Annotated in this window: 18 protein-coding genes and 7 tRNA genes; 14 read left to right on the top strand and 11 right to left on the bottom strand. The window is 74.2% G+C overall.

Annotated elements, in window-relative coordinates; translation table 11 throughout:
- Positions 1 to 69: 69 nt before the first annotated feature.
- From cbiE to AB5J54_RS08100, 4 genes are all read left to right on the top strand, one after another.
- On the top strand, positions 70 to 1314 hold the full coding sequence (gene cbiE / locus AB5J54_RS08115) for a precorrin-6y C5,15-methyltransferase (decarboxylating) subunit CbiE (protein ID WP_369143209.1): 1245 nt from the start codon (positions 70 to 72) through the stop codon (positions 1312 to 1314).
- Positions 1315 to 1620: 306 nt separating this feature from the next.
- Positions 1621 to 5025, top strand: coding sequence for a nicotinate-nucleotide--dimethylbenzimidazole phosphoribosyltransferase (cobT, locus tag AB5J54_RS08110; RefSeq protein WP_369143208.1), 3405 nt, complete (start codon positions 1621 to 1623; stop codon positions 5023 to 5025).
- Between the two features lie 183 nt (positions 5026 to 5208).
- Positions 5209 to 6465, top strand: a complete 1257-nt coding sequence (cobA, locus tag AB5J54_RS08105) for a uroporphyrinogen-III C-methyltransferase (protein ID WP_369143207.1) — start codon at positions 5209 to 5211, stop codon at positions 6463 to 6465.
- A 62-nt stretch (positions 6466 to 6527) separates the two neighbouring features.
- Positions 6528 to 7346, top strand: a complete 819-nt coding sequence (locus AB5J54_RS08100; protein ID WP_369143206.1) for a TrmH family RNA methyltransferase — start codon at positions 6528 to 6530, stop codon at positions 7344 to 7346.
- Positions 7347 to 7409: 63 nt separating this feature from the next.
- Here the strand turns inward: AB5J54_RS08100 and AB5J54_RS08095 are convergent, their stop codons facing one another.
- Positions 7410 to 8597: a serine/threonine-protein kinase gene (locus AB5J54_RS08095; RefSeq protein WP_369143205.1), complete on the bottom strand. Its 1188-nt coding sequence runs from the start codon at positions 8595 to 8597 to the stop codon at positions 7410 to 7412.
- 501 nt (positions 8598 to 9098) lie between these two features.
- Between AB5J54_RS08095 and AB5J54_RS08090 the strand changes: the two genes are divergently transcribed.
- The 3 genes from AB5J54_RS08090 (at position 9099) to AB5J54_RS08080 (ending at position 10772) form a co-directional block, all read left to right on the top strand.
- Positions 9099 to 9266 carry a hypothetical protein gene (locus AB5J54_RS08090; RefSeq protein WP_369143204.1) on the top strand — a complete coding sequence of 56 codons (168 nt, stop codon included), beginning with the start codon at positions 9099 to 9101 and terminating at the stop codon, positions 9264 to 9266.
- 182 nt (positions 9267 to 9448) lie between these two features.
- On the top strand, positions 9449 to 10411 hold the full coding sequence (locus AB5J54_RS08085; protein ID WP_369143203.1) for a phosphotransferase family protein: 963 nt from the start codon (positions 9449 to 9451) through the stop codon (positions 10409 to 10411).
- A gap of 67 nt (positions 10412 to 10478) precedes the next feature.
- A complete protein-coding gene (locus tag AB5J54_RS08080) occupies positions 10479 to 10772 on the top strand; it encodes a zf-TFIIB domain-containing protein (protein WP_116161966.1) in 294 nt (97 codons plus the stop codon).
- A 91-nt stretch (positions 10773 to 10863) separates the two neighbouring features.
- Here AB5J54_RS08080 and AB5J54_RS08075 read toward each other — a convergent pair.
- From AB5J54_RS08075 to AB5J54_RS08050, 6 genes are all read right to left on the bottom strand, one after another.
- Positions 10864 to 10938: transfer RNA gene (locus tag AB5J54_RS08075), tRNA-Val, on the bottom strand.
- A gap of 28 nt (positions 10939 to 10966) precedes the next feature.
- A tRNA-Val gene (locus tag AB5J54_RS08070) sits at positions 10967 to 11038 on the bottom strand.
- 27 nt (positions 11039 to 11065) lie between these two features.
- Positions 11066 to 11140 (bottom strand) — tRNA-Val (locus AB5J54_RS08065).
- Between the two features lie 39 nt (positions 11141 to 11179).
- Positions 11180 to 11251: transfer RNA gene (locus AB5J54_RS08060), tRNA-Val, on the bottom strand.
- Between the two features lies 1 nt (position 11252).
- A tRNA-Cys gene (locus tag AB5J54_RS08055) sits at positions 11253 to 11326 on the bottom strand.
- 39 nt (positions 11327 to 11365) lie between these two features.
- Positions 11366 to 11438: transfer RNA gene (locus tag AB5J54_RS08050), tRNA-Gly, on the bottom strand.
- A gap of 256 nt (positions 11439 to 11694) precedes the next feature.
- Between AB5J54_RS08050 and AB5J54_RS08045 the strand changes: the two genes are divergently transcribed.
- From AB5J54_RS08045 to AB5J54_RS08035, 3 genes are read left to right on the top strand one after another with little or no spacing between them, the layout of a single operon-like run.
- Complete coding sequence (locus AB5J54_RS08045; protein WP_369143202.1) at positions 11695 to 12780, top strand: chorismate-binding protein; 1086 nt, start codon at positions 11695 to 11697, stop codon at positions 12778 to 12780.
- Positions 12777 to 13607 carry an aminotransferase class IV gene (locus tag AB5J54_RS08040; RefSeq protein ID WP_369143201.1) on the top strand — a complete coding sequence of 277 codons (831 nt, stop codon included), beginning with the start codon at positions 12777 to 12779 and terminating at the stop codon, positions 13605 to 13607. Before AB5J54_RS08045 ends, AB5J54_RS08040 begins: the two co-directional genes overlap by 4 nt.
- 42 nt (positions 13608 to 13649) lie before the next feature.
- Positions 13650 to 14489 (top strand): GNAT family N-acetyltransferase, encoded by an 840-nt coding sequence (locus tag AB5J54_RS08035; RefSeq protein WP_369143200.1) that lies wholly within the window; start codon positions 13650 to 13652, stop codon positions 14487 to 14489.
- A 3-nt stretch (positions 14490 to 14492) separates the two neighbouring features.
- Here AB5J54_RS08035 and AB5J54_RS08030 read toward each other — a convergent pair whose 3' ends face one another.
- Positions 14493 to 15011 carry a DsbA family protein gene (locus tag AB5J54_RS08030; RefSeq protein ID WP_369143199.1) on the bottom strand — a complete coding sequence of 173 codons (519 nt, stop codon included), beginning with the start codon at positions 15009 to 15011 and terminating at the stop codon, positions 14493 to 14495.
- A 147-nt stretch (positions 15012 to 15158) separates the two neighbouring features.
- Here AB5J54_RS08030 and AB5J54_RS08025 point away from each other — a divergent pair, with 147 nt between their 5' ends.
- The gene (locus AB5J54_RS08025; RefSeq protein ID WP_369143198.1) at positions 15159 to 15572 is read left to right on the top strand and encodes a hypothetical protein; all 414 of its coding nucleotides are present in this window, start codon (positions 15159 to 15161) and stop codon (positions 15570 to 15572) included.
- A 122-nt stretch (positions 15573 to 15694) separates the two neighbouring features.
- Complete coding sequence (locus AB5J54_RS08020; RefSeq protein WP_369143197.1) at positions 15695 to 15859, top strand: hypothetical protein; 165 nt, start codon at positions 15695 to 15697, stop codon at positions 15857 to 15859.
- Positions 15860 to 15869: 10 nt separating this feature from the next.
- Here AB5J54_RS08020 and AB5J54_RS08015 read toward each other — a convergent pair whose 3' ends face one another.
- Both AB5J54_RS08015 and AB5J54_RS08010 read right to left on the bottom strand, forming a co-directional pair.
- Entirely contained in the window at positions 15870 to 16427 is a 558-nt protein-coding gene (locus AB5J54_RS08015; protein ID WP_369143196.1) for a CGNR zinc finger domain-containing protein, read from the bottom strand.
- A gap of 189 nt (positions 16428 to 16616) precedes the next feature.
- The gene (locus AB5J54_RS08010) at positions 16617 to 17030 is read right to left on the bottom strand and encodes an SsgA family sporulation/cell division regulator (RefSeq protein WP_015032345.1); all 414 of its coding nucleotides are present in this window, start codon (positions 17028 to 17030) and stop codon (positions 16617 to 16619) included.
- A 190-nt stretch (positions 17031 to 17220) separates the two neighbouring features.
- On the opposite strand from AB5J54_RS08010, the gene AB5J54_RS08005 reads away from it, so the two are divergent.
- Both AB5J54_RS08005 and AB5J54_RS08000 read left to right on the top strand, forming a co-directional pair.
- Complete coding sequence (locus AB5J54_RS08005) at positions 17221 to 17643, top strand: TIGR02611 family protein (RefSeq protein WP_369143195.1); 423 nt, start codon at positions 17221 to 17223, stop codon at positions 17641 to 17643.
- 54 nt (positions 17644 to 17697) lie between these two features.
- Positions 17698 to 17772, top strand: a tRNA-Val gene (locus AB5J54_RS08000).
- A gap of 50 nt (positions 17773 to 17822) precedes the next feature.
- Here AB5J54_RS08000 and AB5J54_RS07995 read toward each other — a convergent pair.
- Complete coding sequence (locus AB5J54_RS07995; protein ID WP_369143194.1) at positions 17823 to 20441, bottom strand: SCO7613 C-terminal domain-containing membrane protein; 2619 nt, start codon at positions 20439 to 20441, stop codon at positions 17823 to 17825.
- Between the last annotated feature and the right edge of the window lie 7 nt (positions 20442 to 20448).

Here is a 20448-nt window from a genome sequence, read left to right as displayed (position 1 = left end):
CCGGAACAATCCCGGGGTACGCTCGGCACGCCCCCGACCTGCGACAACACCACAGGGAGACAGACGACGATGGCCGACCGCGTCACGGTGATCGGCTGGGACGGCTCGCCCCTCACCGCGGCGGCCCGGTCCGCGCTCTCCGCCGCCACCCTGGTGGCCGGCGCCGCCCACCACCTGGCGCTGCCCGAGGTGCCGCCCGCCGCCGAACGCATCCGCCTGGGCAGCGTCGACCTCGCCGCCCGCCGCATCGCGACCCACCGCGGCACCGCCGTCGTCCTCGCCGACGGCGACCCCGGCTTCTTCGGCGTCGTCCGCACCCTGCGCGCCCCCGAGCACGGCCTGGAGGTCGAGGTCGTCCCCGCCGTCTCCTCCGTTGCCGCCGCCTTCGCACGCGCCGGCATGCCCTGGGAGGACGCCCGGATCGTCGTCGCCCACCAGCGCACGCTCCGCCGCGCCGTCAACGTCTGCCGCGCCCACCCCAAGGTCGCCGTCCTCACCTCCCCGGGCGCGGGACCCGCCGAACTCGCCCTCCTCCTCGAAGGCGTCCACCGCACCTTCGTCGTCTGCGAGCAGCTCGGCACCGAACGCGAACAGGTCTCCGTCCTCACCTCCGACAAGGCCGCCGACCACACCTGGCGCGACCCGAACGTCGTCCTCGTCATCGGCGGCGCGGTCGGCGGCACCCCCACCGCCCCCTGGCTGATGGGCCAGGATCCGGCCGCCCGCACGGTCCGCGGCTGGGGACTCCCCACCGAGGAGTACGACTCCGAGGACGAAGGCCCGGGAACCGGACCGGCCCGTCCGGGCGCGGGCGCGGACCCCGCCCTCCGAGCCGCCCAACTGGCCCGCCTCGGGCCCCGCACCGGCGACCTCGTCTGGGACATCGGATGCGCGGGCGGCGCCTTCTCCGTGGAGGCGGCCCGCTTCGGCGCCGCCGTCATCGCCGTCGACGCCGACCCGGCCGCCTGCGCCCGCACCGAACGGGCGGCCCGGCGCCACGGAGTGCCCCTCCAGACCGTCCGGGGCCGCGCCCCGCACGTCCTGGAGAGCCTGCCCGAGCCGGACGTCGTACGGATCGCGGCCGGCGGCGTCCCCGTCGTCACCGCCTGCACCGACCGCCGGCCCGAACGCATCGTCGCCCACGCCTCCACCCGCGACGAGGCCGAGGCGATCGGCGCCGCCCTCGCCGACGGCGGCTACGCCGTCGAGAGCCTCCTCCTCCAGACCGTCGGACTCGACCCGGACGACTGGTCGGAACGCGAGCGTTCGGTCGTGTTCCTGCTGTCCGGACGCAGGATCGACCGAGCCCCGTGACCAGGCCGCCCCACCGGGGCAGGGTAGGCTGGCCGATTGTTGTACCGCACCGGGACGTTCGGCGCTCTGTTCGTCAATGTCCTGAATGGGTGGCCGCTTTGTGCCACCGATGTGGTACGTGACAAGGGGGGACCGCGCGACGTGGCGCAGTCCACAGCGCACCGTGGCAGATCTCCCTGCCACGATGGCCGAGGGCCGCGACAATGTGTGGGTGTCCGCGTGTGCTTCGTGCCGCGCGGCGCGCGCGCTCGTTCTTGTCGACGGGCGCAGGTCTGAAGGAGCACAAGCGATGGGCGAGGGGTACGCATGACGGACACCGGCCAGGTCCCGGGCGAGGGGCTGCCGGAGAACGCAGGCATGGTCGAGCAGCCGGGCATCCCCGCACCGGGCGCGTACACCTTCCTGGACCCCTCCGAGCACACTTCCGAGGACGACGACCTGCTCCTGATGCCGGGCGCCCAGGGCGCCTGGAGCGAGCACCCGCCGGGCGTCGCGCCCGCGCCGCCGGTCGCCGTGCCGCCGCCGGTCCCCGTGGTCCCGAACCAGGGCGCGCCGGTCCCGATGGGCGACCCGCTCACCGACCCGCTGCCGGACCCGCTCACGGGCCCGCTCCCCGACGGCGTGGCGCTCGCCGACGTCCTGACGGCCCCCCAGGGCCAGACCCCGCCGCAGGGCGTGCCGCTCGGCACCCCGGCGCACGGCGTCCCGGTCGTCACCGAGCACGGCTACGAGCCGGGCATCCTCGACACCGGCGCCCACGAGGCGGCCGGCCGCGACTCCGGCTCCGTCGACCTCGGCGGCGTCCGCGTGCCCCCGCCCGCGGCGGCCGCGACCCCGCCTCCGGCGCGGCGCCCGCTGCACATGGGCCCGCCGGTGCCCGACGCCACCGGCGGCGTCGTGCTGTCCCTCGCCGACCGCGGCCCGGCCGCGGCCCCGGCACCCGCCCCGCAGCCCGTGCCCGCCGCCGAGCCGGTCGTGGCGACGGCCCCCGCCCCGATGCCGCTGCGGAACCCGGGCCCGCCGACCACCGGCCCCGAGTACTTCGAGATCGCGCAGGACCAGCAGCTCGCCCCGCAGGGCGCCGAGCCGTGGGTCGCGCAGCCGCAGGAGCCGGCGGCGCCCGCAGAAACGGTCGTCCCGCCGGCGGCCCAGTTCGTCCAGGTCGAGGGCTCGGTCCCGACGACCCCGCACCTGGCCCCGGTCCCGACGCCGGAGGCCCCCCAGGCCGCCGAGCCGGCGCCGGTCGCCGAGGTGGCGGAGCCGACGGAGCCGCAGGAGGCCCCCGAGGCCGTCGTGGAGGCGACCCCGGAGCCCGTCCCGGCCCCCGAGGAAGCGGCCCCGGAGGTCACGGTCCCCGCCCCGCGCGAGGCCGAGGCGACCCCGGCCGAGCCGCAGGTGGCCGAGGCCCCTGCCGAGCCGGCGCAGCCGGTCGAGGAGCCGGCGCAGCCCGAGGCCGTCGAGGCCGCGCCGATCGAGGCCGCGCCGGTCGAGGTCCAGGCGGAGGCCGCCCCCGAGGCCGCACGGCCGGCCGAGGAGCCCGTACAGGCCGAGGCCGTCGAGGTCGCGCCCGTGGAGGTCCCGGCCGAGCAGGTCGTGGAGGCCGTGGTGGAGGCCGTACCGGAGGCAGTGGCCCCGGAGGAGCCCGCGACCGCGGAGATCCCCGCCGAGGCCCCGGCCGAGACCCCGGCCGAAGTCCCCGCTCAGCCGCAGGCCGAGGAGCCGACGGAGGCCCCGGTGGAGGCCGTGGCCGAAGAGATCCCGGTCGTGGCCGAGGAGCCCGAGGCGGAGACGCAGGTCGAGGCTCAGGCACAGCCGGAAGCCGAGGCGCAGGTACAGGCACAGCCTGAGACCGAGACCGAGACCGAGACGCTGGCTCAGGCGGAGCCCGAAGCCGAGGCGCAGGTACAGGCACAGCCGGAGGCCGACGCGGAGGCCGACACGGCCACCGAGGCGGCGACCGACGCCGACACGCGCCCGGCCGCCCCGGCCCCGGGCTACGACGACGCCGAGCGCGAGGCGGTGCTCCGCGTGATGCGCGAGCGCCGCGACATCCGGAACGGCTTCCGCGGCGACCCGATCCCGCACGAGGTGCTGCTCCGCGTCCTGGAGGCGGCCCACACCGCGCCGAGCGTGGGCCACTCGCAGCCCTGGGACTTCGTCGTGATCCGCTCGGCCGAGACCCGGCAGACGATGCACGAGCTGGCCCAGCGTCAGCGCGAGGCCTACGCCAAGTCGCTGCCGAAGGCCCGGGCGAAGCAGTTCAAGGAACTGAAGATCGAGGCGATCCTCGACACCCCGGTGAACATCGTCGTGACCGCCGACCCCACCCGGGGCGGCCGTCACACGCTCGGCCGCTACACGCAGCCGCAGATGGCCCCGTACTCCTCGGCCCTCGCCGTGGAGAACCTCTGGCTGGCGGCCCGCGCCGAGGGCCTCGGCGTCGGCTGGGTCAGCTTCTTCGACGAGCGCGAGATGGTCCGTGCCCTCGGACTTCCCGAGCACCTCGAAGTGGTGGCGTACCTCTGCGTGGGATACGTCGACGAGTTCCCGGACGAGCCCGAGCTGATGCAGGCGGGCTGGTCGAAGCGCCGCCCGCTGGCCTGGGTGGTCCACGAGGAGACGTACGGCCGCCGCGCCCTGCCGGGCGAGGAGCCGCACGACCTCCTCCAGGAGACCGTCGCGAACATCCGCCCGCTGGACGCGAAGGCGCTCGGCGAGGCGTGGGAGCGCCAGAAGCGCATGACGAAGCCCGCCGGGGCGCTGGGCATGCTGGAGATCATCTCCGCCCAGCTCTCGGGTCTGTCCCGGGTCTGCCCGCCGCCGATCCCGGAGCCGGCGGCCGTGGCGATCTTCGCCGGTGACCACGGTGTCCACGCCCAGGGCGTCACGCCGTGGCCGCAGGAGGTCACGGGCCAGATGGTGGCCAACTTCCTCGGCGGGGGAGCGGTCTGCAACGCCTTCGCGAACCAGGTGGGCGCCGAGGTCTGCGTCATCGACGTGGGCGTGAAGTCGGAACTCCCGGCCACCCCGGGACTCCTGCCCCGCAAGGTCCGCCCGGGCACGGGCGACTTCACCACGGGTCCGGCGATGACCCGGGAAGAGGTCCTGGCGGCGATCGAGGTGGGCATCGAGACGGCCCGCGACCTCGTGGCGGCCGGCAACAAGGCCCTGCTCACGGGCGAGATGGGCATCGCGAACACCACGGCGTCGGCGGCGCTGATCTCGGTCTACACCGGGGTGGACGCGGCCGAGGTCACGGGCCGGGGCACGGGCATCAACGACGAGACGCACGCCCGCAAGGTGGACGTGGTCCGTCGCGCCCTGGACCTGCACAAGCCGGACCCGGCGGACCCGATCGGCGTCCTGTCGGCGGTCGGCGGCCTGGAGCACGCGGCCCTCGTGGGCCTGATCCTGGGCGCGGCCTCGCTCCGTACCCCGGTCATCCTGGACGGCGTGTCCACGGGCGCGGCGGCCCTGGTCGCCCGCGCCATCGCGCCCGAGTCGCTCGCGGCGTGCATCGCGGGCCACCGTAGCGCCGAGCCGGGCCACGTGGCGGCGCTCAACAAGCTCGGCCTGCGCCCGCTGGTCGACCTGGACCTCCGCCTCGGCGAGGGCACGGGCGCCCTCCTGGCCCTCCCGCTGGTCCAGAGCGCGGCACGCGCGATGCACGAGGTGGCGACGTTCGACTCGGCGGGGGTCACCGAGAAGTAGCACCCCGGCGCGTCCCCCATCCACTCAGGGAAGTGGGTGGGGGACGCGCGGGAACCGGCCGGGGGACATCCGTCACACCCGGCAAACCCCAGGTCACCGCTATCGTGACCATGAACGAGCCGCTCCACCGCAGCAGCGGCACCCTCGCCCGCACCGCCACGCTCTCCGAGGAGCCGCTCACCCATGGCAGAGAACGCCGAGCACCCCGCCTACCCCGTCGGACTGCGCCTCGCCGGCCGCCGCGTCGTCGTCCTCGGCGGCGGCCAGGTGGCCCAGCGCCGCCTCCCGGCGCTGATCGCGGCGGGCGCGGAGATCACCCTGATCTCCCCGTCCGCGACCCCGTCCGTGGACGCGATGGCGGAGACGGGCGAGATCACCTGGATCAAGCGCAGGTACGAGGACGGCGACCTCGCGGACGCCTGGTACGCCCTGGTGGCGACCACGGACCCGACCGCGAACGCGGCGGCCTCGGCCGAGGCCGAGCGCACCAGGACCTGGTGCGTACGGGCGGACGACGCCGAAGCTGCGTCGGCCTGGACCCCGGCGACGGGCCGCGACGCGGGCATCACCGTGGCGGTGCTCACGGGCCATGACCCCCGCCGCTCCGCGGCCGTACGGGACGCGATCGTCGAGGGCCTCCGCGACGGTTCGATCGCCGCGCCCGCGCACCGCGCGCGTACCCCCTTCGTCGCCCTGGTGGGCGGCGGACCCGGAGACCCGGACCTGATCACCGTCCGCGGCCGCAGGCTGCTCGCGGAGGCGGACGTGGTCATCGCGGACCGGCTCGGCCCCCGGGACCTCCTGGACGAGCTGCCGCCGCACGTCGAGGTGATCGACGCGGCGAAGATCCCGTACGGCCGTTTCATGGCCCAGGAGGCCATCAACAACGCCCTGATCGAGCACGCGAAGCAGGGCAGGTCGGTGGTCCGCCTCAAGGGCGGTGACCCCTTCGTCTTCGGCCGGGGCATGGAGGAGGCCCAGGCCCTGGCGGCCGAGGGCATCGCCTGCACGGTGGTCCCGGGCATCTCCAGCTCGATCTCGGTCCCGGGAGCGGCCGGCATCCCGGTGACGCACCGCGGGGTGGCGCACGAGTTCACGGTGGTCAGCGGCCACGTGGCCCCGGACGACCCGCGCTCGCTGGTCGACTGGGCGTCGCTGGCGAAGCTCACGGGCACGCTCGTGATCCTCATGGGAGTGGACAAGATCGGGAAGATCGCCGAGGCGCTGATCGCCCACGGCAAGAGCCCGGACACCCCCCTGGCCCTGATCCAGGAGGGCACGACGGCGACGCAGCGCCGGGTGGACGCCACGCTGGCGACGGTCGCGGAGACGGTCAGGGCCGAGGAGGTCCGCCCGCCGGCGGTCATCGTCATCGGCGACGTGGTGACCGAGGGCCCCGACAAGCTGACGAAGAACCACGGAAGCGACACCCCGGAGTAACCAGGGGTAACCAAACCTTCCCGCACATTGGCACCACACCCCGGACAAGGCAGTATCACCTCGTGGCCGAACTCATCACGATCGACGACCCCGACGACCCGCGCCTGCGCGACTACACCGGGCTGACCGACGTCGAGCTGCGCCGCAGGCGCGAGCCGGCCGAGGGCCTGTTCATCGCGGAGGGCGAGAAGGTCATCCGCCGCGCGAGGCAGGCCGGTTACGAGATGCGGTCCATGCTGCTCTCCGCCAAGTGGGTGGACGTCATGCGGGACGTCATCGACGAGGTCCCGGCGCCGGTGTACGCGATCCAGCCGGACCTGGCGGAACGTGTCACCGGCTACCACGTGCACCGCGGCGCCCTCGCCTCCATGCAGCGCAAGCCGCTCCCGGAGGCGGGCGAGCTCCTCGCCGGCGCCCGCCGGGTGGTGATCATGGAGTCGGTGAACGACCACACCAACATCGGCGCCATCTTCCGCAGCGCCGCCGCGCTCGGCATGGACGCGGTCCTGCTGTCCCCGGACTGCGCGGACCCGCTGTACCGCCGCTCGGTGAAGGTGTCGATGGGCGCGGTGTTCTCGGTGCCGTACGCCCGCCTGGACACCTGGCCCCGAGGCCTGGAGGCGGTACGGGAGGCGGGCTTCAAGCTCCTCGCGCTGACCCCGGCGGAGAAGGCGACCTCGATCGACGAGGCCGCCCCGCACCGCCTGGAGCGCGTGGCGCTGATGCTCGGAGCGGAGGGCGACGGCCTGTCCACGCAGGCCCTGCGGGCCGCGGACGAGTGGGTCAGGATCCCGATGGCCCACGGCGTCGACTCGCTCAACGTGGGCGCGGCGGCGGCGGTGGCGTTCTACGCGGTGGCGACGGGCCGCCCGGAGGCCTGACCGCCGACGGGCACCGGGCCGTCTCGGATCTTGGCGAGTCGCGCAGGATCCGGAAGAGACGGCCTAGCCCTGAAGGGCCTGCGCGGCGGCGATGCCGAGGGCCACGACCAGCGTCACGACCACGAAGACGAAGAGCCGCTGCCGCAGCAGCCGAGGGTTGGCGGGGCGGCGGCCGGTCGACGTGGACCGCGCACCGGGCCGGGTCCCGGGCCGGGACTGGGGACCGCGCGAACCACCGGTCCGGGGCCCCGCGGAGGAACGCGAGGAAGAAGCGGGCCCGCGCCCGGCCCCGCGCTCACCACCCCGTTCGGAACCCCGCTCGGGACCACGCCCGGGCACGTCCCGCTCGGTGTACCGCTCGGTGGGCCGGACGGTGTTGCGCTCCTCGGCCCGCTCCCGCTGCACCGGCGGCCGGGAGGCGGGAAGCCCCTGGGCCTCGCGCGCCGCGATCTCCTTGAGCCGCATGGACAGCTGCAGGGTGCTGGGCCGGTCTTCCGGGTCCTTGGCGAGGCAGGCGCGGATCAGCGGCGCGAGCGCGTCCGGCACTCCGTGGAGCTGCGGCTCCTCGTGCACGACGCGGTAGAGCATGACCTCGGAACTGCCGTGCCCGAAGGGCGAGTCGGCCATGGCCGCGTACGCCAGGGTGGCGCCGAGCGAGAAGACGTCGGTGGCCGGGGTGACGGCGGCCCCGCGCACCTGCTCGGGCGCGAGGAAGCCGGGTGAGCCGACGGCCGTGCCGACATGGGTGAGGGTGCTCGCGCCCGTCGCCCAGGCGATCCCGAAGTCGATGATCCGGGGCCCCTTGGGCGACAGCAGGATGTTCGACGGCTTGAGGTCACGGTGGACGACCCCCGCCTCGTGGACGGCGACGAGGCCCTCCGACAGGGCGGCCCCGATCGAGGCGACGTCGGCGGCGCGCAGCCCGCCCTCCTCGGCGACCCGGTCGTGCAGCGAGGGACCGGGCACGTACTGGGTGGCGAACCAGGGGCGCTCGGCCTCCAGATCGGCGGCGACGAGCCGGGCGGTGCAGCCGCCCCGGATCCGCCGGGCCGCCGAGACCTCGCGGGCGAAGCGGGACCGGAACTCCTGGTCCTCGGCGAGGTCGGGCCGGATCACCTTCAGCGCCACCCGCTGGCCGCGCCGGTCGGATCCCAGATACACGACGCCCATCCCGCCGGCCCCCAGCCTGCGGTGGAGCCGGAACGACCCGACGATCCGCGGATCCTCGCGCCGGAGCCGCATCATCGCCATGTCCGTCCCCTCGTCCGTTCGACGTGGCACAGCTTACGTAGTGGCGCCCGTACGCGCTCATAGGCCGCGCCCTCGCAGCGGGATCGATTGTCAGTGCTGAGGGGGACACCGGGGGCCGGCGGCACCAAGGAGGGGCCTCAACCCCCGTTCGCGGAACACCACTTGACGAGCTGTCCCGGATCCGGCAGGACGCCCGGGAGGACGGCCTCCGGGGCCACCGGGCCCACCCGCGACCACGGGACCCGGGGAAGTGAGCGAAGTCACGCCGCCACGCCGTCCCGGGGCGCCCCCTCCGGGAAGACCCGGGGTTCCGGGTGTCCGTCTCCACCCAGGGGAGTACGCCGCACGGCGGGGCCTCATCCTCCGGGAGGCCCGGAAGTCGATACGCGGGCATGACGTCCCGGCGCTTCCCGCTCCCTAGTGTTGAGGTCAAGCGGCGGGTGCAGCACTCGTCCCCCGAGGTCACGCACCCGCCGCGCCAGACACGACAGGAGAGGAACCATGGCCTACACGGCACACCGGACGACCCCCCGGCCTTCGAGCCGCCGTCACCCCCTGGTGGCCACGGCCATGGTCCTCCCTCTCGCGGCCCTGCTCGTGGTCGTCTTCGGCGGCTGGGAAGCGGTGGTCACACAGGCGTCGTCCGTGGGCGTGATGCTGGGGCGCTGAGCGGCGCCCCGGACCCGGGAGAGCGGCCCGGGTCGGGACATCCGGCCATCAACCCCGTGGGGACGGGGGTGCGGCGGACGGCAGCGTGGGGCCGGTCAGCTGGGGAGCTGACCGGCCCTCGCGCATTCCCCGGACCGGGTCCGGCCGACGGCGGCGGTCGAAGCACCCCGTACGCTCCGGGAGTGGACTCAGCAGCCAGGACACCCCCCACCCCCGCCGCACCCCCGCTCCACCGCCTCACGGCCATGGCTCACACGGCGGCTCACCCGACGGACGATCCCTGCCGTTGCGCGAGCGGCCTGGTCGGGGTGCTGGCCGACCGGGACGACGGGACCGTCGTACGGCACGGGGGCCTCGTCGCGAAGGCGCACGCGCCCGGTACGGATCCCGAGGCCCATCGCGTACGGCTGGCACTGGCCGCGCACCAGGACGTCGGCGGTGTCTTCCTGCCGCCGCTCCCGCCGCCGCAGCCCGGCCCCGACGTGCTCGACGGCCGCCCCGTCACGCTCTGGCCGTACGGTCCGCCGGTCGCCCCGGAGGACCCCGACGCCGCACCGTGGGAGGAGGCGGCCCGGCTCCTCGCCCTGCTGCACCGCACCCCACCGCCGCCCGGCTGGGCCGAGCGCCTCCCGGACATGCGGGCCCCCGCGAAGGTGGCCCTGGCCGTGGACCGGATGCGCCGCACGGCCCCGGACCACCCGGCGGCCGCGACCGTCCTGGACGCCTGGCGAACGGTCCCGGACGCCCCTGCGGCGTACCGGCTCCTCTGCCACGGCGACTTCCACCTGGGTCAGCTCGTCCGCGACACCGGCCCGGGACCCCAGGGGCCCTGGCGGCTCATAGACATCGACGACCTGGGTCTCGGCGACCCCGCGTGGGATCTGGCCCGGCCCGCCGCGTGGTTCGCGGCCGGGATCCTGCCGCCGGAGGTCTGGTCCCGCTTCCTCGGCGCGTACCAGGAGGCGGGAGGCCCCGCCGTGGGCGCCGAGCCATGGGACCGTCTCGACGTGCCCGCACGGGCGCTGACGGTCCAGACCGCCGCGCTCGCGCTCGCCAAGTCCACGGCCGAGCGCCGGCCCCTCGACGAGGTCGAGGAAGTGATGATCGACACCTGTGCCCGCATCGCCGGACATCGAACCGGGTAGGCCCTTTCGGCGTCCACGTAAGGTGAAGCCACCATTCGAACGGCAATGTCAGGGAGTTGAGCCGAGCATGCAGTGTCCCAAGTGCCATGCGGCCATGCACACGTACAACCGCAACGGCGTCCAGATCGAGCAGTGCAGCGGTTGCCGGGGCATATTCCTGGACTACGGCGAGCTGGAGGCCCTGACCCGCCTGGAGTCCCAGTGGGTCCAGCAGGCCCCGCCCGCCCCGCCGGCCTACCCGGCGCAGCCCGCCCCCGCCGCGCCCGCCTGGGGCGCCCCGCATCACGGCGGCCACCACGGTGGTCACCACGGCGGCCACTACCGCAAGGGCGGCTTCGGGCGGATGCTCTTCTCCTCCTGACCGAACGGGACCGGCGCCCACCGGTCCCGACCCGTCCCGTCCCGGGCATGAAGAAGCCCCCGGCCGCGAGCTGCGACCGGGGGCTTCCCGATGGTGCGCGATACTGGGATTGAACCAGTGACCTCTTCCGTGTCAGGGAAGCGCTCTCCCGCTGAGCTAATCGCGCGGGTACACCCGAAGGTGCTCGTACTGCGTGCGCGATACTGGGATTGAACCAGTGACCTCTTCCGTGTCAGGGAAGCGCTCTCCCGCTGAGCTAATCGCGCGGGCGCACCCGAGGGGTGCGTGAACTGTGGTGCGCGATACTGGGATTGAACCAGTGACCTCTTCCGTGTCAGGGAAGCGCTCTCCCGCTGAGCTAATCGCGCGGGACGGTCCGTACGGACCGGATCTTCGATTGTTCTGCGTGCGCGATACTGGGATTGAACCAGTGACCTCTTCCGTGTCAGGGAAGCGCTCTCCCGCTGAGCTAATCGCGCTTGGAGGTGGAGACGGGATTTGAACCCGTGTAGACGGCTTTGCAGGCCGTTGCCTCGCCTCTCGGCCACTCCACCAGGAGTGAATACGGGGGTTCGGGAAGATCCCCCACATCGAGCGGACGACGAGATTCGAACTCGCGACCCTCACCTTGGCAAGGTGATGCTCTACCAACTGAGCCACGTCCGCTTGTCGTTTCCGTTTCGCTTGCGCGTCCCGGCGACGTGTTGAACTCTAGCGGATTCCTGGGCCAGTACAAAAACGCGTTTCCGCAGCGTGCTGACCTGCGGGCCCTTCACGGTGCCCGGCCGGGCCTCCCGGAGGGTTCGCGTGGCGTTCACTCGCCGTGTCCCCGAGGTGGCGCGGAGCCCCCACCCCGCACGTCCCTCCCGCCCCCTCCGTACACGACCCCGTGCCGCCGCCCCGCCCGACCTAGACTCGATGCGTGCACGACCTTGCTCCCCTGGCCCGCTTCGGCGGCCTCGTCGCGACCGACCTCCGGGACGTCACCCACGACCCCGAGGCACTGGACTCCGCAGGCTTCTGGGCCGTCTGCGCGGACTTCGAAGGGCGCCTCACCTGCGCGCGCTTCGGGGACGTCCGGCCCGATCCGGTCCCCGCGCCCGTCCCGGGGGCCTGGCGCGGTCCCGCCGCCGGTGACTGGACGTCCTCGCTCGACCGCGCCGCGTACACGGCGGGCGTACGGCGCGTGCGCGAGCACATCGCGCGCGGCGAGGTCTACCAGGCGAACCTCTGCCGGGTGCTGACCGCGCCGCTGCCGGACCCGGCCGCCGCCGACGTCGACGCCCTCACCGCTCTGCTGGCCCGCGGCAACCCCGCTCCCTACGCCGGAACGATCCGCCTGCCCGCCCACGGCGTGGAGATCGCCACCGCGTCCCCCGAGCTGTACCTGCGCAGGGAAGGGGCCCTGATCTCCTCCGGCCCCATCAAGGGGACCGGTCGCACCGCCGCCGACCTCCTCCCCAAGGACCACGCGGAGAACGTGATGATCGTCGACCTGGTCCGCAACGACCTCGGCCGCGTCAGCGAGACCGGCACCGTCGCCGTCCCCGAGCTCTGCGCCGTGGAGGAACACCCCGGCCTCGTCCACCTCGTCTCCACGGTCACCGGCCTGCTCCGCGAGGACGCCGGCTGGCCCGAGCTGCTCGCCGCCACCTTCCCGCCCGGCTCCGTCACCGGCGCGCCCAAGTCCAGCGCGCTGCGGATCATCGAGGCCCTGGAGACCGCGCCCCGCGGTCCGTACTGCGGAGGGATCGGCTGGGTCGACGCCGACGCGGGCACCGGTGAGCTGGCCGTCGGCATCCGCACCTTCTGGATCGACCGCCCCGAGGGCGTGCTGCGCTTCGGCACGGGCGCGGGGATCACCTGGGGTTCCGATCCGGAGCGGGAGTGGGCCGAGACCGAGCTGAAGGCGGACCGGCTCGTCGCGATAGCGTCGGGCGCCTACGAGGCATCGGGCGCCCACGAGTCGGACGTCCGTGAGGCGAGCGGAAGGGCCACTTCTCGATGAAACTCTGGGTCAACGGCGGACTGCACGACGCGGAGACCGCCCGGGTCTCCGTACTGGACCACGGACTGACCGTCGGCGACGGCATTTTCGAGACGGTCAAGGCGGAGCGCGGCGAAACGTTTGCTCTCACCCTTCACCTGGAGCGCCTCACCCGCTCCGCCCGCGGCCTCGGCCTGCCCGACCCGGACCTCGACGAGGTCCGCCGGGCCTGCGCCGCCGTCCTGGAGGCCAACCCGATGGAGCTCGGCCGGCTCCGCATCACGTACACCGGCGGACTCTCCCCGCTCGGCTCGGAGCGCGGCGACGCCGGGACGAGCCTGGTCGTCGCCCTCGGCGAGACGAGCCGCCGCCCCGACTCCACCGCCGTGATCACCGTCCCCTGGACGCGCAACGAGCGGGGCGCCCTCACCGGGCTCAAGACCACCTCGTACGCCGAGAACGTCGTCGCCCTCGCCAGGGCGCGCGAGCAGGGGGCCTCCGAGGCGCTCTTCGCCAACACCGTGGGGCAGCTCTGCGAGGGCACCGGCTCCAACGTCTTCGTCGTCGTCGACGGCCGGATCCTCACCCCGCCCGTCTCCTCCGGCTGCCTCGCGGGCATCACCCGGGCCCTGGCCGTGGAGTGGACCGGCGCCGCGGAGACCGATCTGACGATGGACGTCCTCGCGTCCGCCGACGAGATCTTCCTGACCTCGACCCTCCGCGACGTCCAGGCCGTGCACCGGGTCGACGGCCGTGAGCTCGCGGGCGCGCCCGGTCCCGTCACCGCCAAGGCGATGCGGATCTTCGACGAGCGGGCCGCCGCGGACCGGGACCCGGGGCTCGCGTAAATCCGGATGACGGGTGGCGCCCGGGTGGGTAGAACACCTCTGATGACCACCACCCTGCGGCCGTCCGAGCCGCTTCAGCAGTCCGCCGACGGCGGCCGTTCCCGCACCTTCGACATCTGTGTGAACAGCCGCCGGGTCGGATCCGTCCACCTCGCGACCGATCAGGCCTTCGGCTCCGCCTCGGGCCTGATCGACCGCCTCCTGGTCGAGGAGCCCGACCGGGGCCGCGGCCGGGGCACGGTGGCGGCGCTCGCCGCGGAGGAGGTCCTGCGGAGCTGGGGCTGCGGCGAGGTGCAGATCTCCGTGCCCGCCGACGCCGAGGCGGCCCTGCGGATGGCCCGCTCCCTCGGGTACACCGAGCGCAGCAGGAACATGGTCAAGGAGCTGCCGGCCGGGTCGCCGCCGCTGCCGGAGGGCTTCGCGCACCGGCCGGTGACCGAGGCGGAGTTCGAGGAGTGGTCGGCGAAGTCCATGGCCGCCTTCGCACAGAGCTGGATCGACCGGGGCGTCCCGGAGGAGCAGGCGCTCGCCAAGGCCGAGGACGGCCGCCGCCGCTTCCTGCCGCAGGGCCTCGCGACCCCGGGCGTCACCGTGTCCGTCGCCGTGCACGACGGGCAGGTCGTCGGCTATCTGTGGGTGGGCAGGCTGGAGCGCGAGCCCGGGAAGGGGACGGGCTTCGTCTTCGAGATCGAGGTCGTCGAGGGGCAGCGCGGAAAGGGCTACGGCCGGGCCCTCATGCTGCTCGCCGAGCACATCGCCCTGGAGGCCGGGGAGCGCCTGATCGAGCTGCATGTGTTCGCGGGCAACACCCCGGCGATCCGGCTCTACGAGTCGCTCGGCTACCGCACGACGCTCTACAACAGCGCCAAGCCGTTGCTCTGACGGTTACCGGTCGGCCAGAAGCCGGTCGGTGATCTGCTCGATCCGCTCCCGCAGGCCCTCCTGGCTCTGGCCGCCGTCCAGGCGCTCGCCGCCGATGACGTAGGTCGGGGTGCCGGTGACCTTGATCGCCTTGCCCTCGGCCTCGTCGGCGTCGACGGTCAGCAGGTGCCGGCCGTCGATCAGCGCGGTGTCGAACTCCTCGGCGTCCAGGCCCAGTCCGGTCGCCACCTCCAGGAGGACCGGCTCGCCCCGGTCGCCGAGCTCGGCGGTCCTGGCGAGCAGCGCCTCCGCGTACGGCCAGCCCTTGCCCTGCTCGAAGGCCTCCTCGGCGGCCTGGGCGGCGGCGTACGCGTGCTTGTGCTTGGCCAGCGGGAAGTGGCGCAGCTGTACGTCGAGCCGGTCGCCGTACTTCTCGCGGAGCGCGCGGACGTCGTCGAGGGCCTGGAAGCAGTCGGGGCACTGGAGGTCGAACCAGGCCTCCAGGACGACGGGGGAGGCGGGTGCGGTGGTGGAGTCGTTCATGGCAGCAGTCTCCCACTGGGACCTGGGGAGGAGATCCCGGTGGGGGAGACCCGGAGATCTCCCTGAGACGGGGCTCGGGGCATGGCCCCGGACGGTACCGGCGGTGCAGGATGGAAGGGACGTATCGCCCGGCACCTGGAGGATCGCATGCTCGCCGAGACCATCTGTTCCGCGGTGTCCGCGGCGGGCCTGGGCATCGCCGCGATTTCGGCGTACCGGAAGAAGTTCCTGTCCGCCGCCCGGATCGCGGCCTACGCCCTGGTGCCGCTCGGCCTGGTGATGACGGGTGCGGTCGAGTGGATCGCCGACACGGCCTTCAGTCCGGTGGCCTGGGCCGGCTTCGGCGTGCTCGGTGTCGCCTGGCTGCTCTTCCTGTCCACCCGGGCCGTGGAGCGGCGCCGGGCCGGCCGGGAGGTGACGACCGGAGGAGCCGGGACGAGAGCCGTGGCCCCGGCCGCGTCGGCGCCCTCCCGCGCCGTGACGGCGAAGCCGAAGGCCGGTCAGGCCGCGGGTGAGGACTTCAGCGACATCGAGGCGATTCTGAAGAAGCACGGAATCTGATCACTTCTGGCGCTTCCGGTGTCCGTCCCCGTTCCGTGATCCACGGGAAGGGGTGAACGGCCCCCGCGGTGGGGCGTGTTGCGGGATTCGCCGGGTCCGGGGTGCGTCATCATCCCCCCGAGATGCTGGATACCTCGCGGGAGCCCGTGCCCGCCGCCACCGACGCCCCTGCCGAAGAGCCGCGCGGCTGTCTGTTCGCGCTCTCCCAGCCGCCGCTGATGATCTTCCTCGGGGTGATCGGCTGTCTGCTGCTGATGGCGGCCCTGCACGATCTCTTCGTGCTGTGACGGCGCAGGGTCAGCCCGCGGCTTCCTTGCGGCGCGCCCGGTACGCGGCCACGTGCAGACGGTTGCCGCAGGTGCGGCTGTCGCAGTAGCGGCGCGAGCGGTTGCGCGAGAGGTCCACGAAGGCCCGGCCGCAGTCCGGCGCCTCGCAGCGCCGCAGCCGCTCCTGCTCGCCGGCCACGACGATGAACGCGAGGGCCATGCCGCAGTCGGCCGCGAGGTGGTCCGCCACCGAGGCGCCGGGCGCGAAGTAGTGCACGTGCCAGTCGTAGCCGTCGTGGTCCGTGAGCTGCGGGGTGGTGCCCGCGCCCGCCACCAGCTGGTTGATCAGGGGGGCCGCGATCCGGGCCTCGGGGGCGGAGAAGACCGCCGCGAACTTCTCGCGCACCTCGCGCACCGCGCGCAGGTCCTCGGACCCGAGCTCGCCCACGCCGCTGACCTTGTGCGCGTCCAGGAAGGCATGGAGCTCCTGGACGTCCGCGAGCTCGTCGGCCCGCTCGCCCTGCGGCGCGGTGTTCATCAGATCGACGACGGTGTCGAGGGCGATCCGGGTGTCGTGGGGGATCAGCACGATTCGCTCCCTGGCCGGCCGCGGGCGGGTGCCCGCGGAATGGCGCTGACTTTAGCGCGCCCCGGAAAACGACACCGGCGCTCCCACCGCGCCGGCTGCGCGGGGGGAGCGCCGGATCTCGTGCCTAGTGACTGCCCGCGCGGCGCCGTCGCCCCGAGTCGGACGGCGCCGTGCGGCTCTCGGCCTGGCTCAGCTGTCGGCCAGGATGTGGGAGAGCTCCGTATCGAGATCGAAGTGCCGGTGCTCGGTGCCAGGTGGCACGGCGGCGTCGGTCCTCTTCAGGAACGACTCCAGGGCCCTCGCCGGGGCCTCGAGCAGGGCTTCTCCCTCGGGGGAGCTCAACGCGATGCAGACGACTCCCTGACCGTGACTACGGGACGGCCAGACGCGGACGTCGCCCGTGCCGGTGGGCCGGTGCAGCCCCTCGGCGAGAAGGTCGCGGGCGAAGACCCACTCGACCGTCTCCTCGGCTCCGGTGTGGAAGGTGGCGTGCACGGCATACGGATCGGCCGTGTCATACCGCAGGCCCGCGGGTACAGGCAGTGAGGACTCGCTCGACACAACGAGGCGCAGGTGCAGCTCGCAGCTGACCGTGGTGTTCATAAGCGCCAGGGCCTTTCGCTCAGTGTGCGCTCGGGGATTCGCACGTCGGCGAAATCGACATGCCACCTCCGGTGCCGTTGTAAACCCCTCTGTCGGTTTTGTGATCGTTCAGGTAGCTCGTATGGGCGTGTGTGACCTGCGGTAATACCGCCATTCCGGTGGGGGCTCCCCGTCCGGTAGGTTGGGGAGTATGAATGCGGAGAGTGACGAGCGTACCGGGGAGTCCGCAGACGGCCAGGAAGCCGAACTGGGATCCCGCGCACCGGAGTTCATCAAGTCCCGCCGAGGCCTGCATCTGAGCTGGCAGGTCGGCGTCTTCATCGTGGGACTCGCCGTGGTCGGCGCCGGAGTGGTGATGCTGCCGCTCCCGGGGCCCGGCTGGCTGGTCATCTTCGGAGGCATGGCGATCTGGGCGACCGAGTTCGTCTGGGCCCAGCTCGTCCTCCGCTGGACCAAGCGCAAGGTCACGGAGGCGGCCCAGCGCGCCCTGGACCCCAAGGTCCGCCGCCGGAACATCATCCTCACCACCATCGGTCTGGTGATCATCGCGGCACTGCTCGCCGTCTACTTCTGGAAGTTCGGCTTCGTCATGCCGTGGAAGATCGACCAGTGACCTTCCGGTGGTTCGGGAGCCCCGCTGACATGGGGTAATGTTTGCGGTGCGCCCGGGCGATTAGCTCAGTGGGAGAGCACTTCGTTCACACCGAAGGGGTCACTGGTTCGAACCCAGTATCGCCCACCACCCGGATCGAAGGCCCGGAGACGGAACACCGTCTCCGGGCCTTCGGCGTCTCACCGCATCCGCGCGAGCCGCTCCCGCAGCCGCCGGGCGTCCCGCAGCCGCTGCTCGTACGTGGCGCCCACCCCGAGCAGCAGCAGCCCCGCCAGGGCCGGCGGCAGCCAGCGCGGCAGCGCGCCCACCACCTGCACCACGTACGGCGCCAGCTCGTGCAGCCCGTCCAGGGCGAGCACCGCCCCGCCGATGACCAGCAGCGCCTGGAGCCGGAAGCGGGCACCGAGCAGCGTCACCACGAGCGCCGCGACGCCCAGGGCCAGTGGGCGGGCCCACTCGGGGTCCGTCCAGGCCGCGAACAGGCTCGGCACCAGCGTCACCGCGAGACCGGGGCCGTACGCCGTCCAGGACGAGGCCTCCGCGTCCCGGCGGCGCCGCAGGAACCCGACGGCCAGCGCGGGCAGCGTCACCGGCAGCGTGTACGCCTCCGGGGTCGTCACGTCCCAGACCGCGAGCCGCACCCACGTGGCGAGCAGGAACAGCGCCGCCGCCGTCCACGAGGCGAACCGCCGCCGCTCCGGCCGCACGGCCGTCGCCGCCGCGATCACCCCGCCCAGGGCCAGCGCGAGCGCCAGGAAGGCGGGCCGGGACGCGGCGATCCCGAGGGCGAGCAGCCCCACGGCCCCGCCCGTGATCTCGACCGCCAGGGCCACCGGACGCGGCGCCCGGGAGCCGACGGCGGCCGTCGCCGCCGGGACGAGCAGCAGCGTGAGCGCCGTCCAGTGGTCCTCGAAGCCGCCGGCGGCCGCCACCGCGAACACGAGCCCCGTCGCCGTGAGCACGGCCGTGCAGGCGGAGACCACGCGGCGGGCGTCCGTGCCGAGCACCGCGACCCCCGTGAAGAGCGCGAGGAGCACGCCGAGGGCGGTGAACGTGGCTGCCCGGACGTCCAGGGCCGCCGCGACCGCGCTCGCGGCGGACGCGAGACCGCCCCCGTACGCGATCCACCCGAGAACGGTCCGGGGCTCGGCCGGAGCCTGCGTCCGGGGCAGGGAGGGGGCCCAGGCGGGCCAGGGGGTTCCGGAGCCGGGGACCGGCGGGACGGCCGCACTGGCGGTCGTCGGCGCGGAGGCGGCGGCCGGGGCCGTGGGCGCGGGGGCCTCGGGCGTGGCCGGGCCGGCCTCCCGGGAGGCGTCGTGCGGGTCCCGCGTGGCCGTACCGGGCGCGTCGGCGTGCCCGGCCGGAGCGGTGACCGCGCGCAGGCCGCGCGTCAGCGGACCCGGGCGGACCGCGAGGACCAGGGCCGCCGCCGTCGTGAGCAGCTGGAGGGCGAGTGTCGCCGCGTACGGGAGGCCGAGCGGGACCGGGAGGGCCGTGAGCAGCGCCCAGGCCAGGACGAGCGCCCCGCACCGGGCCCAGAGCCGGGGGAGGGCCGCGAGAGCGGCGACGGCCACCGCCAGGACGAGGACGGCCGTCGCGGGGTACGAGGCCAGGGCCCGCGGGGCGTGCTCGCCCGACCAGACGTCCGTCGTCCGGGCCACCGGCCCGAGGAGCCCCGCCACCGCCGGCGGCAGCGCCCAGACGACCCCCAGCGCCGCGACACCGGCGCCCGCGCCGGCGAGACCGAGCCGGATGCCGTGCGGCAGGCGCACACCACGGGCCGCCGTCCCCGGGGCGGCGCCGTCCTCGTCCGTCACCGTGCCGCCCAGGCGCCACACCGACGTCAGGGCCAGCGCGCACAGGACATAGCCCGGGACCGCCCAGTCGTCGGGGACTGCCGCGCGCAGGAGGCCGCCCACGGCCGTCAGGGTCGCCAGGCCCGCTGTCGCCGAGGCCGCCGTCGCGAAGGAGGGGGCGCGCCATGCCGCGTAGAGCGTCACCGCCGCGCCCGCCAGGAGGAGTGGCGCGCCGGTCCAGGGGGAGACGAGGGACAGCCAGCCGCCCGTGAGGAGGGCCCAGCCGCCCAGGGCGGCCGCGGCCGTGCCCGCCGTGATCCGGACCGCCGCCGGGCGGGTCCACAGGACGACCGCGGCGTCCGCCGTCGCCGTGAGGAGCGCCGCCCAGGCGAAGGCCGTCGACCCACCGCCGGCCGCGAGGACACCGAGGGGCAGCGGCAGCTGCGCGGCGACCACCGCCACCGGCAGGGGGTGCCGCAGCCGGGACAGGGCCGAGCCGTACGCGGTCCACGCGCCGGCCAGGACCGCCGACGCCACCGCCGTGTACCCCAGGCCGTCCGTCTCCGACAGCGCCACCCGGTGCAGCGCGTACGCGTCGAGCACCGTCAGGACCAGGCCCAGCGCCGCCACCGCCTCGGCCGTCGACGCCAGGCCCTTGCGCAGCAGCGCCACCGGCGCCGCGAGCGCCGCGCCGGTCACCACGGCCAGGACCGTCGCGCGGGCGCCGATCCCCATCGAGCCCCAGCTCACCAGGGTGAAGGCGACAGCGGCGATCGTCAGGAGCGTGCCGCCGAGCGTGAGGAGCACGTTCTGCGCGCTCCGCGGCGTCGAGTCCGCGACCGGACGCAGCGGGTGCGCCGGGGCCGCTGTCGCGACCGTCGGGTACAGCACCTGGATCAGCCAGGCGCGGCGGGCCAGCAACTGGGAGCGGCGCGCGTCGAGTTGCACCAGCTCGCGGTCGACGAGCACCAGCTCGTCCGCGGGTGGCAGGGAGTTGTCCATGTATCGG

Source organism: Streptomyces sp. R44, assembly GCF_041053105.1.
Lineage (GTDB): Bacteria > Actinomycetota > Actinomycetes > Streptomycetales > Streptomycetaceae > Streptomyces.
This window is presented reverse-complemented; position numbering and strand designations above follow the sequence as displayed.